Raw genomic sequence first — 17159 nt, forward strand, 5'->3', positions numbered from 1 at the left:
GGGAATCGTGATGTGGGTGGCCCACCTGTTGGGCAAGATGGTGGACGGCGAAGGCCCGGTGAGTGGGCGATGACCGCGGACGCGATCATGTGGGTCAGTCTGTTCATCCTTGGCCTGGCCGTTGCAGGGTACCTGCTGGCAGTGCTCCTCAACCCGGAAAAGTGGTGACCCCGGGTGGTCTTCAGCACTGCATCCTTCATCACCCAGATAGCCGTACTGCTTCTGGTCCTCGCTCTCCTGCACAAGCCTTTGGGCGTGTACATGGCCCGGGTCTTCTCCGGTACCAAACACTCAAAGCCTGAAAAGGTCCTCTACCGCCTGGCCGGAGTGGACGCCGGGACTGAACAGAGCTGGTCTGTATATCTGCGCAGCGTTCTGCTCTTCTCGCTGATCTCCATTCTTGTGATCTTCGCGTTGCAGCGTCTCCAAGGCGTGCTCCCGGGCAGCAACTCCCTGCCGGGCGTGGACCCGTGGGTCGCCATGAACACGGCGATCTCGTTCGTCACCAACACCAACTGGCAAACATACGTTCCCGAGGCCACCGTGGGCATCTTCGTCCAGATGTGCCTGCTCGCCGTGCAGAACTTCCTCTCTGCCGCAGTGGGAATCGTGGTGGTCGTGGCCCTGATCCGCGGCATCGTGAGGACCACAACAGACCGGTTGGGCAACTTCTGGGTGGACCTCGCCCGCGCTTCCTTCCGCATCCTGTTGCCCATCGCGACCGTAGCGGCCATCGCCTTGGTGATTGGCGGCGTCGTGCAGAACTTCTGGTCCACCGACGTCACGAACGCCGCCACCGGCGCCGCGCAGACCATTCCCGGCGGTCCCGTGGCCTCACAGGAAGCCATCAAAGTCCTGGGCACCAACGGAGGCGGCTACTTCAACGCCAACTCAGCCCACCCCTTCGAAAACCCGAGCGTCTTCACCAGCCTGTTCCAGGTTTTCCTCATCCTCCTCATCCCTTCCGCACTGCCGTACATGTACGGGCGGATGGTGGGAGACCAGCGCCAGGGCTACACCGTCGCCGCTGTGATGGGCGCACTCTGGTTGACCTCGACGTGCCTGATGGCTTGGGCCGTCTCCTCCGCACAAGGAACGGCAACGGCGGCAGCCGGCGGCCTGGGTGAAGGCTTCGAACAGCGCCTGGGTCCGGCGGCCAGTTCCATCTTCGCCGCGTCCACAACCCTGACCTCCACCGGAGCGGTGAACGTCGCCCACGACTCACTGCCTCCCTTGGCCGGCGGCGTCGCAATGCTGAACATGATGCTCGGCGAAGTGGCACCCGGCGGAACAGGATCCGGACTCTACGGGATGCTGGTCCTGGCCATCATCGCGGTCTTCATCGCAGGGTTGATGGTGGGGCGGACCCCGGAATTCCTGGGCAAGAAGATCAGCCCCCGCGAAATGAAAATCGCGGCCCTCTACATCCTGGTAACCCCCACCCTGGTGCTGGTACTCGCCGCTGTTTCGGCACTCCTGCCGGAGGTGATGGCCAATGCCCCGGCATCAGGACCGCACCAGTTCAGCGAACTGCTCTACGCCTTCACCTCCGGTGCCAACAACAACGGTTCAGCCTTCGGCGGCATCACCAGCTCCGGCCCCTACCTCTCCACCCTGTTGGGGCTCGCCATGCTGTTGGGCCGGTTCCTTCCCATCGCCTTGGTCCTTGCGCTCGCAGGTTCCCTGGCACGGCAAAGGAAGATCCCGGTCTCCTCCGGCACGGTACCAACCCACGGCCCGCTGTTCGGCTCACTCCTGCTGGCCGTGACCGTGATCCTCACCGCGCTCAGCTACTTCCCCGCCCTGGCTCTGGGCCCCCTCGCAGAAGGACTTATCAAATGACCAACTCCAGCACGGCTCCGGCCGCGGAGTCCGAAAAACCCGGCCACCCCGTTGATGCTCCGCCAGTTCCACTGGAACACAAGCACCACACCAAGGCGCCGGCCAAGCTCAATGCCGCCGCGCTTCGGGCTGCCCTCCCGGTCGCGTTCAAGAAGCTCGATCCCCGGCAAATGGTCCACTCCCCCGTCATGTTCGTCGTGCTGGTGGGAGCAGCGGCCTGCACCGTGATCAGCGCCGTGAAGCCGGACATTTTCGGCATCGCAGTCACCGCATGGCTGTGGCTGACGGTGCTGTTCGGAACACTCTCCGAAGCCATCGCCGAAGGCCGCGGAAAGGCCCAGGCGGACAGCCTCCGGGCAAGCCGCCAGGGTGTCACGGCACGGCTGCGCCAGGACGATGGAAGCACCAAAGTGGTGGCCGGCACTGACCTGAAGCTCAACGACGTCGTCATCTGCGAAGCCGGGGACGTCATCCCCTCCGACGGCGAAATCATCGAAGGCCTGGCCAGCGTGGACGAGTCCACCATCACCGGCGAATCAGCACCGGTCATCAGGGAGTCCGGCGGCGACAGGTCTTCGGTGACCGGTGGGACCAAGGTCCTCTCCGACAGGATCGTCGTGCGCATCACCGCCGAGCCCGGAGAGACGTTCATCGACAGGATGATCAAGCTGGTGGAGGGCGCCGTCCGGCAAAAGACCCCCAACGAGATCGCCCTTCACGTCCTGCTCGTCTCACTGACCATCGTGTTCCTGGTAGTGACCATGGCCCTGGCGCCCTTCGCGTCACTGGCGAACGCCACTCCGTCTCCCATCGTGCTGGTTGCGCTGCTGGTCTGCCTCATCCCCACCACCATTGGTGCCCTGGTTCCGGCCATCGGCATCGCGGGAATGGACCGGCTGGTGCAGCACAACGTGCTGGCAACATCCGGCCGGGCAGTGGAAACCGCCGGCGACATCACCACACTGCTGCTCGACAAGACCGGCACCATCACCTACGGGAACCGGCGTGCCGTGAACTTCTTCCCGGCCAACGACGTCGGACTCGATGAACTCACCGCCGCCGCCCGGCTCTCCAGCCTGGCCGACGAAACACCGGAAGGCCGGTCCATCGTGGAGCTTGCCGATGCCCGCGGTATCGGCGGTCCCGACCTCGCCGGACTGCGCACCGCCTACTCGGACATCACGGTTGTGGAGTTCACCGCCAGCACCCGGATGAGCGGGCTGGACCTGGACGGTCGCCTCATCCGCAAAGGCGCCGCGTCCGCCGTCGGGCATTTTGTCACCGACGCCGGCGGTCGCCTCCCGGCGGAAGTCCAGCGCCGCGTGCAGGAGATTTCCGCCCAAGGCGGCACCCCGCTGCTGGTAGCCGAAAGCACGCACGACGGCGGCGCACGGGTTCTGGGAACAGTTCACCTTGCCGATGTGGTCAAGCCGGGCATGAAAGCCCGCTTCGCCGAGCTGCGCGCCATGGGAATCCGAACGGTCATGATCACCGGCGACAACCCGGTGACGGCCAAAGCGATCGCGGCGGAGGCCGGCGTCGACGACTTCGTTGCCGAAGCCACGCCCGAGGACAAACTCGACGTCATCCGCCGGGAGCAAAGTGAAGGACGCCTGGTGGCCATGACCGGAGACGGCACCAACGATGCTCCGGCGCTGGCGGCAGCGGATGTGGGGGTCGCCATGAATTCCGGTACACCGGCGGCCAAAGAAGCAGCCAACATGGTGGACCTCGACTCGGACCCCACCAAACTGATCAACATTGTGGGCATCGGCAAGCAGCTGCTCATTACCCGGGGAGCTTTGACAACGTTCTCCGTGGCCAATGATGTTGCCAAGTACTTCGCCATTGTCCCGGCGCTGTTCACAGCAGCCTTCCCCGGGCTCGGACTGCTGAACATCATGGGGCTGGCCAGTCCGGCGTCGGCGATTCTGTCAGCCGTGATCTTCAACGCCCTCATCATCATTGTCCTGGTCCCCCTGGCATTGCGGGGCGTGAAGTACAGGGCAGTGTCAGCCAACCAGGCCCTGGGCCGGAATCTGCTGCTCTACGGATTGGGCGGTCTGGTTGCCCCGTTCCTCGGAATCAAACTCATTGACCTGGTCTTGTCCCTCATCCCAGGCATCGGCTAGGAGCCACCCATGAATACCATTTCCGGATACCTTCGCCAAGCAGGCACCGCAGCCAGGTTCCTGCTGCTGGCAACCATCGTGCTGGGTTTGCTCTACCCCCTGGTGGTCTTCGGCGCAGGGCAGCTGGTTGCGCCGTTCCAGGCCAACGGATCCATCGTGAAAGACTCCGCCGGGCGGCCGGCAGCATCAGCGCTCATAGCCCAGAGCATGGCGGACGAGTCAGGAACGCAGAGCCCCCAGTGGTTCCACGCCCGGCCGTCCGCCGTCATGTGGGACCCGGCGTCGTCCTCAGCAAGCAACCTTGGACCCAACGATCCCAAACTCCTGGACGCCGTGAACAGCAACCGTGCAGCTATCGCGGCAGCGGAGGGCGCCAACCCAGCCGACATTCCGGCGGATGCCCTCACGGCCAGCGGATCAGGGCTGGACCCGCACATTTCAAAGGCCTACGCGGATCTCCAGGTCCAGCGGGTTGCCAAAGCCCACGGACTCGAAGCCGGCGACGTTCAGACCTTGGTGGACCAGCAGACCAGCAGCGGGCTCGAGGCCTTCCTCAGCCAGCCGTCGGTCAACGTGACCTTGCTGAATCTGGATGTCGCCCGGCTGGCCGCGAACCCGTGAGTAGCTTCGGTTCCCGAGTGGAAGAATGAGGACATGGCGCGGGCAACACTGAGGATTTTTCTGGGGGCAGCACCGGGCGTCGGCAAAACTTACGCAATGCTCGAAGAAGCCCACAGACTGCTGGGCCGCGGCGAAGACGTGGTGGTGGCATTCGCCATGCACCACGGACGCGCCGATACCCAAGCGCTCACCCAGGGGCTTGAGATCGTGCCGACCCGGTCCATCGAGTACCGGGGAAGCACCTTCGAAGAGATGGACCTGGACGCGGTCCTGGCCCGGCGCCCACACACCGCGGTCGTCGACGAGTATGCCCACACCAACATTCCCGGGAGCCGGAACCAGAAGCGCTGGCAGGACATTGAGGAATTGCTGGACGCGGGCATCAATGTCCTGTCCACGGTGAACGTGCAACACCTGGCCTCCCTGGGGGATGTTGTCAGCGCCATCACCGACGTCAAGCAGGCCGAAACCGTCCCGGACGACGTCGTGCGCCGCGCTGACCAGATCCATCTGGTGGACATTTCGCCTGAGCTGCTCCGGCAACGCCTGGGCGATGGCAAGATCTACGATGCCGACAAGATCGACGCCGCCCTGTCCAACTACTTCCGGGTGGGCAACCTGACAGCACTGCGGGAATTGGCGCTGCTCTGGCTCGCTGACCGCGTGGACGAAGGATTGGCGCGCTACCGGGCAGAGAACCAGATCGAGGAAAGTTGGCCTGCCCGCGAGCGCATCGTCATTGGACTGACCGGGGGCGCCGAAGGCGAAGTACTGATCCGGCGTGCCGCGCGGATCCTCAAGAGGGTAAACGGCGGTGACCTCCTGGCCGTCCACGTCCGGGCCGCTGACGGTGTGGCCGCCGAGTCCCCCCAGGACCTGGAAGCCCAACGCACGCTGATCAAGGACCTCGGCGGCAGCTACCACACCGTCTCCGGAGAAGACCCTGCCAAGGCACTGCTGGACTTCGCCCGGAGTGTGAACGCCACCCAGATCGTGGTGGGAGTATCACGCCGCAAATTCCCCGCGAACCTGCTCAGCGGTGGCGTGGGAAGCCGCGTCGTCAGAGGATCCGGCGACATCGACGTCCACATGGTCTCCCACCCCCTGGGAGGCCGCGGCCTGGAGCGCACCCGCAAACGCGACCTCGGGCGTGTGCGTGTAGCCGTCGGTTTTGCCATGGCCGTGATCGTTCCGGTGCTGCTGCAGCTGGTGCTTGCGGCGGCCCCAACCCACAACATTGCCACGGCAGTGCTGATCCAGCTCAGCGGCTCGGTAGCCGTTGCCCTGGTGGGTGGCTTGTGGCCCGCCCTTCTGGGTGCGCTCTGGAGCAGCGTCCTGGTGAACTACTTCTCCATCCCGCCGATGGGGACACTGACCATCAGTGACCCACAGAACCTCCTGGCCCTCCTGGTGTTCGCCGGAGTTTCTTCCGCGGTGGCGGTGGTGGTGGACCTCTCCGCTCGGCGCTCCAAGGAGGCAGCACGCGCACGCTCTGAAGCAGCCACCCTGGCAGACCTCACCCGCGGGGCAACCACCGCAGAAGACCCCGTGCAGGATCTCCTGGAACAAGCACTGGAAGTCTTCCAGGTCCACGGCGCGGCACTGTACGTTTCCTCCGCCGCGGACAACCGGCAGCTCCGGCCGTCCCCAGCAGAGCCGGAATGGCGCCGCGTCGCTGCCGCGGGCAGCACCCAAGGTGACCAGGACGACGTCGACAACATTGAACAGGTGGACAGCACCACCAGGCTGGTCCTCAGCGGCCGGATACTGCCCGCCAGCGACCGTCGGCTCCTCGGAGCCTTCGGCGCGCATCTGTCCGCTTTGCTCGAACGCGGCCAGCTCGCCGCCACCCGCCGGGAAGTGACGCGGCTGGCCGAAAGCAACACCATGCGGACCTCCATCCTCAGGGCCGTCTCGCATGACCTCCGCACACCTCTGGCGGGCATCAAGCTCGCTGTTGGAGGGCTGCGCCAGCCTGGCGTGCAGTACACCGAGGACGAAGAGCAGGAACTGCTGGCAACCATCGACGAATGCTCGGACCGCTTGGACGGGTTGGTCGGCAATCTGCTGGACATGTCCCGCATCACTTCAGACTCCGTCAACGCCCTCATCAAGCCCCTGCGCTGGTACGACGTGATCCCCGCAGCCCTGCACGGCATCGCGCCTGGACGGGTCAGGGTGGACCTGCCACCCAACATGCCCGAAGTGGACGCCGACGCCGGCATGCTGGAACGGGTCATCGCGAACATCGTGGAAAATGCCGTGAAATACGCCCCTGACTCCGAGGTGGTCATCGCCGGCGCCGCGGGAGGGTTCAGCACCACAACCCTGGACGGCAGGCCCGCGGGCGAACTGCGCATCATTGACCACGGCCAAGGCGTCCCGGCCAGCAACGTCCTGAAAATGTTCCAGCCCTTCCAACGGCTGGACGATGTTCCCGCGACCACGGGAGTGGGCCTGGGCCTTGCCGTAGCCCAAGGATTCACCGAGGCCATGGGTGGCACACTCACCGCCGAAGAAACACCCGGAGGCGGACTCACCATGCTCATCAGGCTCCCCCTCTCCACAGGTCCCGCCCCGGACCTGCCGCAACGCCCCGCGGCTCCCCCTGTTACCGCACTGCCTGCCCCGAAAGGCCCCTAGTGAACATTCTGGTCGTGGACGACGACCCCCACATTGTCAGGGCGCTCGCCATCACCTTGAAAGGCCAGGGATACACGGTGGTGACCGCCACCGATGGAGAGTCCGCTCTTCGCGCCGCCGCCCAACGGCCCATCGCGGTGATGATCCTGGACCTCGGCCTGCCCGACATGGACGGGAACGCCGTCATCGCTGCAGTGCGTGAATGGAGTGCTGTACCGATTCTGGTGCTCTCCGCCCGGCACGGCTCCAACGACAAGGTGGAAGCCCTGGACGCAGGGGCTGACGATTACATCACCAAGCCCTTCGGGTTGGAGGAACTCCTGGCAAGGCTGCGGGCGTTGTTGCGCCGAAGCACCGAACCCAGCGAAGAGATCACCAGGGTTGAGACCAGCTCCTTCACAGTGGACCTGGGCAAGAGGCAAATCACCAAGGCCGGCCAGGACGTCCGTATGACACCCACGGAATGGAACATCCTGGACATCCTGGTCAGGAACCCGGACAAGCTCATCACCCAGCAGCAACTCCTCACGGAAGTCTGGGGACCGGCCTATGCCAAGGAAGCCAACTACCTCCGCGTCTACATGGCCCAGCTCCGCCGAAAACTCGAAAAAGAACCGGGCAGCCCCCGGCACCTGATCACCGAGCCAGGGATGGGCTACAGGTTTGTCCCCTGAGTCCGGCAGGTGCCCGCACCGCCGTCGTCATTCTCAAGCTTTTTCGGCAGCGGCTTTCAGGTCTGCGGCGAACTGGGTGAAACTGGCGTCGAAGGACGGAATCTTATTGGCGAAGAGCGGGAAGACGGGCCCGCCTATCTTCTCCGCCATCTCGAAGCGGGACCGGCCGTCGTTGGTCTCGGTGATGGTGTAAGTCCGGGTTCCCAGAGCATCACCCCAGGCGAGCTTGGCAGGCGCTTGGAATTCCTTGACTTTGAGTTTGAACGTGCGGCTGGGGTCCAACGTGGACACCAAGGTGATCTTCGATCCCGGGGCAATCTCACCGTCCACTGACACCACCGTGGAATTCCACGTGGGGTAATTCCCGGCGTCGGTCAACAGCCCCCACACCTTGGAGGGAGGCGCGTCGATGAGAGTGGCTACCCGCGTCTCACGACTGAATGTCTTGCTGGTAGTGGTGGCAGTTCCATCGGATATCTCAGACATGGCTTCCGGCTCCTCTACGCGGGAATGCGGTGATGATGATGATGCTACAGGTGCGCTGCTACATTGAAAGCCATGATTTGGGGAGCCCGTAAATTCTTTGCTGCTGTCACTGGCGCGGCCCTGCTGGGGAGTTCCCTGAGCGCTTGCGTTGGACCACAGCCAGGCTCCACCACTTCGCCGCTCCCCACGTGCCGGGCCGCCTTTCCTTCGGCACCACCTGAAGGCATCCTGGCGGGCGTGAATCTGGACTGGGAGCACGAAACCCTTGAGCAATACGCGGCGAACCTTGGGCAACGGCCCGCTGTCACGGTGACGTTCACCGACTTTCCCATGTCGGGGACAGATAGAGGCAACGTTGAAGCCGCGTTCGAGCAGATCCGTGCCAACGGCGGGACGATGCTGCTCACCCTCGAGCCCAAGCAAGGGTTGGCTTCCGTCACACCGGAGGTTGCCGTCGAGTTGTCAACCATGCTGGCCCGCTTCAACAACGCAGGCGTTCCCGTGATCGTCCGGTTCGCCCACGAGATGAATGGGTCCTGGTATGCCTGGGGCCAGCAACCCACGGCCTATGTGGCCGCCTATCAGCGCGTGGCCACAGCAGTTCATGCAAAAACGGCAGGAAGCGCCATGATGTGGGCGCCGAACTATGGCGGCGGATACCCCTTTAGCGGCGGTAAGTATCAAGCCGTAGCCGGAACACCGGAGTTCGCTGCGTTGGACACCAACAAAGATGGCGAAGTCACCGGCGTTGACGATCCCTACGCCCCCTACTACCCCGGGGATGATGCAGTGGATTGGGTGGGCATGTCCCTCTACCACTGGGGCAATACCTACCCTTGGGGTGCCAACGTCATTCCCGAACAGGGCAAATTCCTTCAGCAACTGACCGGCAACTACAACGGTGCCGGCGGCGACGATCTCGCCGTCCCGGACTTCTATACCGAGTACGGGACCGCCCGGAACAAACCCGTGGCCATCCCTGAAACTGCAGCCCTCACGGTCGCATCAGGCGAGGGTGCCGACGCTTTGGCCATTAAAGAGGCCTGGTGGCGTCAGCTCTTCGATCCGGCCATCCCCACGGACTACCCCGCCCTGAAAATGATCAACTGGTTCGAATGGGACAAGAACGAGGTTGAGGTGAAGGCCACCGTGGACTGGACGGCAACCAAAAATCCCCAGGTGCGCGAGGCGTACACGGCGGCCCTCCCGGACTGGTTCACCTTCGCCGACGCTCCCGCAGCATGTTCGCCCGCCGGAGACGCACCATCCTGAGCCCCTGCGCGCACACCAGCATTAGGGGGCCAGAGCAGGGAGATAGGGGGCTGCGGCAGGGAGCAGGCGCGGCTGGAGTGGCCTACCATTAGGCGCATGGAGACCTTTGACCCTACCGAGCACATCCGCGGGCTCCACGAGCTGGTGGCTGGCTCCGCGGACATCAAGGCAATCCTCGATGGCCTGACCCGGTTCGCATCAACTGCCATCAGCCAAGCCAGCGGAGCCCGTATCGATTGTGCTGTGACACTTCGCCGGCGCAAACGCACAGCCACCGTTGCGGGCAGCAGTGAGAAGGCTGTGCACCTGGACCATATTGAACAAACCCTCAAGGAGGGTCCCTGCCTGGAAGCCCTGGACAAGGGGCGCCCGGTGCTGCTGGCCGACGTCGAAACTGACATCGACTGGCCCGAGTACAGCCGGCTCCTTGCAGCAGAAGGCGTCCACAGCGCCCTCGGGGTGCCTATGATGCTGGGCGAAACCTCGGAGGCAGTTCTGAACTTCTTCGCGCCGGCGCCGGGACTGTTCACCGAGGACGTCATCAGGGAGGCAACCGATTTCGCGGACGTTGCCGGAAGCACGTTGCGCCTTGCTATCCGGATCGAAGCCACAGAGCAGCTGAACACGGACCTGAAGGCTGCCATGGCCAGCAGAACAGTGATTGACCTTGCCTGCGGCGTGATCATGGCCCAGAACCGCTGTGGACACGACGAGGCGTTCCAGCTGTTGACCACCGCCTCCAGCCACCGAAACCAGAAACTCCGCGTCGTAGCCGAAGAGATTGTTGAAAGGGTAACCGGGAGCAGCGACGGAAAGCTCAACTTCGAGGACTAGTTGCAGTAACCCGAAAGAGCCGCGTAACGGCCTTATGTACATCATTGGATGAATACACTCATCGATGTACTCTAAAATTATGCAGGTTCTCTCCAACGCACCGGTCCTCGCCAGATTTGGCTACGCGATCTCGGACGCCACCCGAGCCAAGGTTCTGTTGGCCCTTGCCGAGGCTCCGTCCTTCCCGTCCGACTTGGCAGACGCGATTGGCGTATCACGGCAAAGCATGTCCAATCACCTGACGTGCTTGAGAGGGTGCGGACTGGTGGTCGCGATCCCCGACGGCCGCCGTACCCGCTATGAACTCGCCGATCCCCGGCTGGGCCATGCCATCAAGGACCTGATGAGCGTCGTCCTCTCCGTCGATCCCGCCTGCTGCGCACCCGACGGGAGCTGCATCGCATGAGCACATTCCAAGGAACAATGCACCCCGCGCGCCGGCTCACCTTGATGCGCCGCATTCGGATTTTCGCTGCAGCCACCATCAGCTACAACGTCATCGAGGCCGCGGTGGCACTGTGGGCCGGCGGTGTAGCGGATTCCTCGGCCCTGGTCGGCTTCGGTCTCGACTCAATCATCGAAGTCACGTCCGCCTTGGCATTGTCCTGGCAGTTCTCCAGCAAGGATCCGGAACGGCGTGAACATCTCACCCTCCGGGTGATCGCGCTTTCCTTCTTTGCCTTGGCCGCGTTCGTGGCCCTCGACGCCGTCCGCTCGCTGACAGGGGCCGGAGAAGCCCGGCACTCCACCGCAGGCATCATCATTGCCGCCCTTAGCCTGGCCATCATGCCGGTACTGTCCTGGGCACAGCGCACCGCGGGCCGGGAGCTCGGCTCAAGGACCGCCGTCGCCGATTCGAAACAGACGCTCCTGTGCACGTACCTTTCTGCCGTCCTGCTGATCGGACTGGTGCTCAACAGCACCCTGGGGTGGTGGTGGGCGGACGCCGGCGCCGCACTGGTCATAGCCGGTATCGCCGTCAGGGAAGGCATCAACGCCTGGCAGGGGGACAGCTGTTGCGCACCTGTGGTGCAGCGCCCGAAAGGCACGGGTGAATCGGCCACTATCGGCACCACGGAACCGGACGCAACAGATTCCTGCTGTGCCGGGTGTGCATCTTCGGCAATCCCGCTCCCGGGGATCTCTATCGAAAGCCGGTAGGCCGCCCGGCAGAAACAGACGCACCCTCAGCAGTGGAAGCTTCAGCCAGCCATCCCAACGCCTCCAGTCGCGACGTGAAAAACATGGTGGGGCACGGAACCTTGCTGGTGTGAAGCTGGTACTGGACCACGGTGCGGTCCACCGGGCTCTCTCCCAGTAACGCGATCCTGGACGCGGCGCACGGTTCCTCGAAGACCTCCCGCGCCCGACGGCTCAGGAACCCAGTGGCAGCCATGTCCACCAGCAGCGGGAGTTTCCGACCGTCCGCAAGTCTATTGACGGCATCCACGGCCGCACGGGCATTCCCCGCTTCGATGCGCACGCCGTGGTTCCACACCAGATGCAGGACACCCTTTTCCAGACGGAGGACGCTGTCGTCCAACTCAATCTGTTCCATCCTGCACCTCCTACGTAACCGTCTCCTGCCCCTGCGGTGATCCGCTGGACTTAGTAAAGAACAATTATCTGCCCTGCGCCCGAGTAATCGGTACTTGCCTTTTGCCTCCGTCGGCATTAGGAACTACCTACCCGTACGCGCGCAATTGGCACTGTCGTGCCATGTGTCAGAGTGGAGTCACTGATCGCGGGAAACAAGGAGCACTGTGAGTACGGAACTAGCGTGGAGCCGCGGCGAGTGGACCAACCAGCCGGCCGCCGTCGTCGAGCATGGAACTGACCTGCTGGTCACCGCAGCCGAAGGCAGCGACGCCTGGCGCGTCACCTCCTACGGTTTCGTGCACGACACCGAACACGCGCTGCTTGCCCCGTTTCCGCTGGACAGCGCCATGGAGGTTGAGTTCACCGCAGCGTTCTCGCAGCAGTTCGACCAGGCGGGGATTTTCGTCCGAGTCAGCGCCGGGCATTGGGTCAAGGCGGGCGTCGAATTCGCCGACGGCGCCGCTCAACTGGGCGCAGTGGTCACCGACCGTTTCTCGGACTGGTCTTTGGCGCCGGTCCCGGAATGGAACGGCGGCCGGGTCCGTGTGCGCATCAGCCGCTCGGGCGACGCACTGACCATCCGGGCCGCGGCGGGGACCGGCCCGCTGCAGCTGGTGCGCGTGGTTCCTTTCGCCCCGGAGCTGGCCGCCTTCGCCGGCCCATTTCCACTCCTGGCGGGTTTCTCCCCCTGACAGCCAGCTCCACTGACGATTGGCTTGCGGGGTGGTCACTTCATGAGATTATGGAGACTTCCGCAGCTTGCCATCGACGGCGGCTGCAACACAGTCGGCTCCGTAACAGTCCTATGGGGGGCACATCACGGTGGAAGATACTGCAAGTCTTTGGCGTACTGACCCTTCGACATTCCGCGACGTGGTGATCGACCGCGCCGCACTGGAAGCTGCACTGGCCGGCGATTGTCCGCCCATGGAGCGCGTAAGGTACCTGGGCTTGCTCCGCCGGGACACTGAAGCCCTGGACGAAGGCTTCAAGCTTCTGCCCGACTCCCCCGACCGCCGCGAGTTGCTGCTGATTCTCGCCCAGGTCTACCAACGGCAATACCGCTGGCACGATGCCGCAGTTCTTCACGAAAAGGCGCTCCGGACCGTTCGGACACCCGACGAGGAAGCCTACGTCCGCCACCACATTGGCCGCCGCCTGTTCGACGAAGCCCGTTTCCGTGCCGCTGCAGACGAGTTCCAGTGGGCCGCGGACCTCTACCGGGTGGCCGGCAACCTCGAAGCGGTGGAAGAAAACCGCCAGGCCATGCGCCGGGCCTTGCAGGTGCACAGCGACGAGCGAAGCGGCGGACGTCCGGCGTTCGAGCTCTCCTGACTTAGTGATTAGCTGTTCGTATGCATGAACAGCTCCCCATCGTTGAATTCGCCTTCCCCGGGCCACTTCGCGATCGCTTGGTCAGAGCGATCCTGGCTGGCCGCAAGACTGCTACAACTTCCCTTCTCCACGAATACGAGGTCGGCAACGAACCGCTGCCCGTTGTCGGGCACAGGGGTGCGGTCATCGATTCGGATGGACAGAGGGTGGCGGTGATTCACACTACAGCGGTCCGGATCGTCCCACTCCGCGATGTTCCGTTGGATCACGTGCTGGCCGAAGGAGAGGGGTACGTTACGGTCACAGACTGGCTGGTCGGCCACACCGGATTCTGGTCATCAGAGCCAATGAAAGCGGAGCTTGGCGAGGATTTCACCATCACCGACTCATCGCTTGTTGTACTTGAACAATTCAGGGTCGCCGGTTGACCACCGCCCTTACGTCCAACGGCTGATGTAGCATAGTAAGCAAGCTGACTATTTGCGATAGGCCGGGGGTGCCTGAATGCCTGATATGGACCGTTGGCCAACCAGCCGGTTGCTGTCTACGGCAGCGAGACTGGTGGAGCTGGCATGGAACGAAAAACTGCGCCCACTTGGCCTCACCTATCCGGCAGTGCTCACCCTCGACGCCGTGGCAACGGGTGGGCCCATCACCCCTGGAAAACTTGCCCAGAACGTCCGCGTGCAGGCGCAGACCATGGGCCCGCTCCTCAACAGACTCGAAGCCCGCGGATACATCCTCAAAGAACCCAACCGCTTTGACCGACGCAGCCAACTGGTGTCGATCACCCCATTGGGCCTTGACCTGTTGGAACAGTCCCACGGCCAGGAAAACTCGGTGCTCTCCACCATCAATCTGGACTCCGAGGGACTCCGCGACGAACTCATGGCCATCGTGCGGGACACCCCCTTCCACTAGCTCTCAGTGGCCTGCGTAGACGGAACCCTCCATGGCAAGGCAGTATGGAGGTACCGCTGATGAAGTCCGGCGCTCCAAAAGTCGTATCTCCACACCCCGGGCCAGCGTGACGTACTGCGATGCCCGGACCAAGCAAAAGGGCATCATGAGTGAACTTCGAATAGGCGACAGCCTCCCCGTAGACCTTCTTAGCTTCAGGGCAGCAGAATGCCTTGTATCAACAGGCGCGCCTGAATCAGAGGATGTCTGTGTTCTGGACGCAGGGCACACCGGCAACCACCTGGCTGCCGGTGCAGACATGGTAGTCAGGGCCGTCTGGAGCTAAAGGCAAAGGACAATGCCAAGGGGAAGCGACCCAGCCGGGTCGCTTCCCCTTGGCATTTAACCTACGTGCCGCAGAAAGTCCGGTACGGGCCGAAACTCTCAGGCGCCGGAACCGCGAACTTCTCCAGCCCGGGGCGTTCCGAATAAGGCGAACCGAGCGCCTCCAGCAGTTCCGCCGTCGGGCCGGTGTCCCCGTTCGTCGCAGCCGCGAGAGCCTCTTCCACAAGATGGTTCCGCGGGATATAGATCGGGTTGACCTTGTCCATGGCATCAGCGTCGGGCTTCTGGGCCCGCCACCGTCCCAGCCAGTCGTCAAACGCCGGGAGATCGAGAAGCGCGCCGCGGACGGGCTCGGCATCCCCGCGGGCCGCCTTGCCGAGGTTGCGGAAGAACGAGGTGTAATCGGCGCGCGCCTCCTGGACCAGCTTCAGGAGGTCATCCACCAGAGGCGACGCAACGGCGTCGTCAATTCCCTCCGGAAGCCCCAGCTTGGCTTGCATGCCACTGAACCAGGCAGCGCTGTACTGCTGCCGGAAACCGCCGAGCGCTTCGACGGCGAGCGCCACCGCCTGCTCCTCGTCATCATGGATCAAAGGCACCAGCGATTCCGCGAACCGGGCCAGGTTCCACTCGGCCACCACCGGCTGGTTGCGGTAGGCGTACCGGCCCTGCTCATCGATGGAGCTGTACACCGCACCGGGATCGAACCCGTCCATGAAGGCGCATGGACCGTAGTCGATGGTTTCGCCGGACACCGTCATGTTGTCCGTGTTCATGACGCCGTGGACGAAGCCCACCAGCATCCACTGGGCTACAAGCCGCGCCTGGACGGCTATGACGCTCTTGAGCAGGGCGAGATACGGATTGTCTTCAGTGCTCGACGACGGGTGGTGGCGTTCGATTGCATGGTCGGCCAGGCGGCGCAACAGTTCGATGTCGTTGCCGGCCCTCGCGTACTGGAAGCTGCCCACCCGGATGTGGCTGCTCGCCACGCGGGTGAGGACCGCGCCCGGGAGGACCGTCTCGCGCTGGACCGATAGGCCCGTGGCGACGACAGCCAAGGACCTGGTGGTCGGAATATTCAGGGCGTGCATCGCTTCACTGACGATGTACTCGCGCAGCATGGGTCCGACGACGGCCCGGCCATCGCCGTTCCGCGCGAATGGCGTCCGGCCGGAACCCTTCAAATGGATGTCGCGTAGCTTCCCGTCAGCGTCGGCGACCTCACCCAAAAGCAGTGCGCGCCCGTCCCCCAACCTGGGCGAATAAAAACCGAACTGGTGCCCGGAATACCCCTGTGCCACCGGGGTTGCATCCTCCGGCAGGGCGTTGCCGATCAGCAGCCGCACGCCCTCCGGGCTCCGCAGGAAACCAGGGTCAAAGCCAAGTTCGACGGCGAGTGGTTCATTGACCAGCAGGAGCTGCGGATCCGGGGCCTCCTCCGCCCGCCACGGAACAGCCAGCTCGGGGAAGTCGCGGGCGAAGTGGCCCTCGAAGGCAATGGTGGATTCGGCGGAGTGGCTCATCAATTAAGGATAGGGCGGTTTCGGGCGGGGTGGTAAGGATGCTGAGCGACGCGGACTGCAAGACTCAGGGTGTCCGCAGGTTATCCTTCAAACCGTGACTACTACAACCGACACCACCGAGACCGAGATTCAACGAAGGCTCGGCCAGTCGTATAAGAAGACCTCAATCATCCTGGGCGTCATCGGCATGTTCATCCTGGGAATTCCCTTGGGCATCGCGGCCTTTATCTTTGCCCGCAAAGCCGAGACCCAAGGCGTCAAGGCCACTGCTGGGATCGTGCTGGCTGTCCTTGATATCGTCCTGGCGATCGTGGTCATGGTAGTGCTCAAGCCGTTCAACATTTAGGCGGGGCGCATTCCCCTCCCTTCCGTCCTCTACGGCTGAAAGAGCTGGCCAACAGGGATTAACACCCGACAGCTCCGGCTCAAGGAATGGTGACTTGCTCGTCGACCCGCTCCGTGAACGGGAGCCTGTCCGGACAGGCCACGGATGCCATCACCGGCCCTCCGGGTTTTGCTGTGTATCGCACACACGCGCTGACGGTTCGCTGTTCAGCCCACCAACCCCCACTGGTGGTTAGGTGTTCGCGGAAGTACCGGTCGGCATGGAAGTTGCCGTCGGCCTCCCAACCGAACGAGTAAGTGACGCTGTTTCCCTGTAACTTGGAGCGCACGGCGTCCCTGTCGGACGTATCCGTGGCCGCGGTAAACCCGATGAACCAGTCCATACCCTCTGCAGCGCGGTCCCGGATGGCGCTTCGTCCCAGTTCCTCGATGCCGGGCCGGGCACATGAGGACAAGGCCACCAGGATGACCATTGCGCAGCAAAGCGTCCAGCCACGTCTCATTCATTCCCCCAAAACTTATGAAACCCCAGCCTAACCCTGGGCGGGCACCAGCGGACGGTGACGCGTCCGCCGTCGTATATCGCCACCATCGATCGCTCCCCC

Annotated in this window: 20 protein-coding genes; 16 read left to right on the forward strand and 4 right to left on the reverse strand. The window is 63.6% G+C overall.

What is annotated here, in order from left to right; all coding sequences use genetic code 11:
- Positions 1–69: 69 nt before the first annotated feature.
- From AB4Y81_RS03700 to AB4Y81_RS03725, 6 genes are read left to right on the forward strand one after another with little or no spacing between them, the layout of a single operon-like run.
- Positions 70–168: a potassium-transporting ATPase subunit F gene (locus tag AB4Y81_RS03700; protein ID WP_441995328.1), complete on the forward strand. Its 99-nt coding sequence runs from the start codon at positions 70–72 to the stop codon at positions 166–168.
- Between the two features lie 6 nt (positions 169–174).
- Entirely contained in the window at positions 175–1842 is a 1668-nt protein-coding gene (gene kdpA, locus AB4Y81_RS03705; RefSeq protein ID WP_434327197.1) for a potassium-transporting ATPase subunit KdpA, read from the forward strand.
- Positions 1839–3974, forward strand: coding sequence for a potassium-transporting ATPase subunit KdpB (gene kdpB, locus AB4Y81_RS03710; protein WP_441995331.1), 2136 nt, complete (start codon positions 1839–1841; stop codon positions 3972–3974). Before kdpA ends, kdpB begins: the two co-directional genes overlap by 4 nt.
- A 9-nt stretch (positions 3975–3983) precedes the next feature.
- On the forward strand, positions 3984–4595 hold the full coding sequence (locus tag AB4Y81_RS03715) for a potassium-transporting ATPase subunit C (protein WP_441995333.1): 612 nt from the start codon (positions 3984–3986) through the stop codon (positions 4593–4595).
- A gap of 33 nt (positions 4596–4628) precedes the next feature.
- A complete protein-coding gene (locus AB4Y81_RS03720) occupies positions 4629–7238 on the forward strand; it encodes an ATP-binding protein (RefSeq protein WP_064721483.1) in 2610 nt (869 codons plus the stop codon).
- Positions 7238–7912 (forward strand): response regulator, encoded by a 675-nt coding sequence (locus AB4Y81_RS03725; RefSeq protein WP_079580903.1) that lies wholly within the window; start codon positions 7238–7240, stop codon positions 7910–7912. Before AB4Y81_RS03720 ends, AB4Y81_RS03725 begins: the two co-directional genes overlap by 1 nt.
- A 33-nt stretch (positions 7913–7945) precedes the next feature.
- Here the strand turns inward: AB4Y81_RS03725 and AB4Y81_RS03730 are convergent, their stop codons facing one another.
- Positions 7946–8398 carry an SRPBCC domain-containing protein gene (locus tag AB4Y81_RS03730; RefSeq protein ID WP_110503749.1) on the reverse strand — a complete coding sequence of 151 codons (453 nt, stop codon included), beginning with the start codon at positions 8396–8398 and terminating at the stop codon, positions 7946–7948.
- 72 nt (positions 8399–8470) lie between these two features.
- Between AB4Y81_RS03730 and AB4Y81_RS03735 the strand changes: the two genes are divergently transcribed.
- From AB4Y81_RS03735 to AB4Y81_RS03750, 4 genes are all read left to right on the forward strand, one after another.
- Positions 8471–9670, forward strand: a complete 1200-nt coding sequence (locus AB4Y81_RS03735; RefSeq protein ID WP_441995336.1) for a glycoside hydrolase family 26 protein — start codon at positions 8471–8473, stop codon at positions 9668–9670.
- A gap of 96 nt (positions 9671–9766) precedes the next feature.
- On the forward strand, positions 9767–10504 hold the full coding sequence (locus AB4Y81_RS03740; protein WP_018776902.1) for a GAF and ANTAR domain-containing protein: 738 nt from the start codon (positions 9767–9769) through the stop codon (positions 10502–10504).
- 79 nt (positions 10505–10583) lie between these two features.
- Positions 10584–10910 (forward strand): ArsR/SmtB family transcription factor, encoded by a 327-nt coding sequence (locus tag AB4Y81_RS03745; RefSeq protein ID WP_110503748.1) that lies wholly within the window; start codon positions 10584–10586, stop codon positions 10908–10910.
- Entirely contained in the window at positions 10907–11665 is a 759-nt protein-coding gene (locus tag AB4Y81_RS03750; RefSeq protein WP_281444981.1) for a cation diffusion facilitator family transporter, read from the forward strand. Before AB4Y81_RS03745 ends, AB4Y81_RS03750 begins: the two co-directional genes overlap by 4 nt.
- Here the strand turns inward: AB4Y81_RS03750 and AB4Y81_RS03755 are convergent.
- A complete protein-coding gene (locus tag AB4Y81_RS03755) occupies positions 11649–12062 on the reverse strand; it encodes a DUF7793 family protein (RefSeq protein ID WP_039242673.1) in 414 nt (137 codons plus the stop codon). The genes AB4Y81_RS03750 and AB4Y81_RS03755 overlap by 17 nt on opposite strands.
- Before the next feature lie 205 nt (positions 12063–12267).
- Between AB4Y81_RS03755 and AB4Y81_RS03760 the strand changes: the two genes are divergently transcribed.
- The 5 genes from AB4Y81_RS03760 (at position 12268) to AB4Y81_RS03780 (ending at position 14684) form a co-directional block, all read left to right on the forward strand.
- Positions 12268–12795, forward strand: a complete 528-nt coding sequence (locus tag AB4Y81_RS03760; RefSeq protein WP_416428559.1) for a DUF1349 domain-containing protein — start codon at positions 12268–12270, stop codon at positions 12793–12795.
- A 181-nt stretch (positions 12796–12976) separates the two neighbouring features.
- Positions 12977–13438 carry a hypothetical protein gene (locus AB4Y81_RS03765; protein WP_018776905.1) on the forward strand — a complete coding sequence of 154 codons (462 nt, stop codon included), beginning with the start codon at positions 12977–12979 and terminating at the stop codon, positions 13436–13438.
- A 20-nt stretch (positions 13439–13458) separates the two neighbouring features.
- A complete protein-coding gene (locus tag AB4Y81_RS03770; protein WP_416428560.1) occupies positions 13459–13866 on the forward strand; it encodes an ASCH domain-containing protein in 408 nt (135 codons plus the stop codon).
- 76 nt (positions 13867–13942) lie between these two features.
- Positions 13943–14359, forward strand: coding sequence for a MarR family winged helix-turn-helix transcriptional regulator (locus tag AB4Y81_RS03775; protein WP_026267045.1), 417 nt, complete (start codon positions 13943–13945; stop codon positions 14357–14359).
- Between the two features lie 31 nt (positions 14360–14390).
- Positions 14391–14684 (forward strand): hypothetical protein, encoded by a 294-nt coding sequence (locus AB4Y81_RS03780; protein WP_306876618.1) that lies wholly within the window; start codon positions 14391–14393, stop codon positions 14682–14684.
- Positions 14685–14745: 61 nt separating this feature from the next.
- Here the strand turns inward: AB4Y81_RS03780 and AB4Y81_RS03785 are convergent, their stop codons facing one another.
- Complete coding sequence (locus AB4Y81_RS03785; protein ID WP_416428562.1) at positions 14746–16209, reverse strand: protein adenylyltransferase SelO; 1464 nt, start codon at positions 16207–16209, stop codon at positions 14746–14748.
- Positions 16210–16303: 94 nt separating this feature from the next.
- On the opposite strand from AB4Y81_RS03785, the gene AB4Y81_RS03790 reads away from it, so the two are divergent.
- Positions 16304–16555 (forward strand): hypothetical protein, encoded by a 252-nt coding sequence (locus AB4Y81_RS03790; protein ID WP_055971322.1) that lies wholly within the window; start codon positions 16304–16306, stop codon positions 16553–16555.
- A 79-nt stretch (positions 16556–16634) separates the two neighbouring features.
- Here the strand turns inward: AB4Y81_RS03790 and AB4Y81_RS03795 are convergent, their stop codons facing one another.
- Complete coding sequence (locus AB4Y81_RS03795; protein WP_275775960.1) at positions 16635–17057, reverse strand: hypothetical protein; 423 nt, start codon at positions 17055–17057, stop codon at positions 16635–16637.
- Positions 17058–17159: the final 102 nt, after the last annotated feature.

This window comes from Paenarthrobacter sp. TAF1 (genome assembly GCF_052113825.1).
GTDB lineage: Bacteria > Actinomycetota > Actinomycetes > Actinomycetales > Micrococcaceae > Arthrobacter > Arthrobacter nicotinovorans.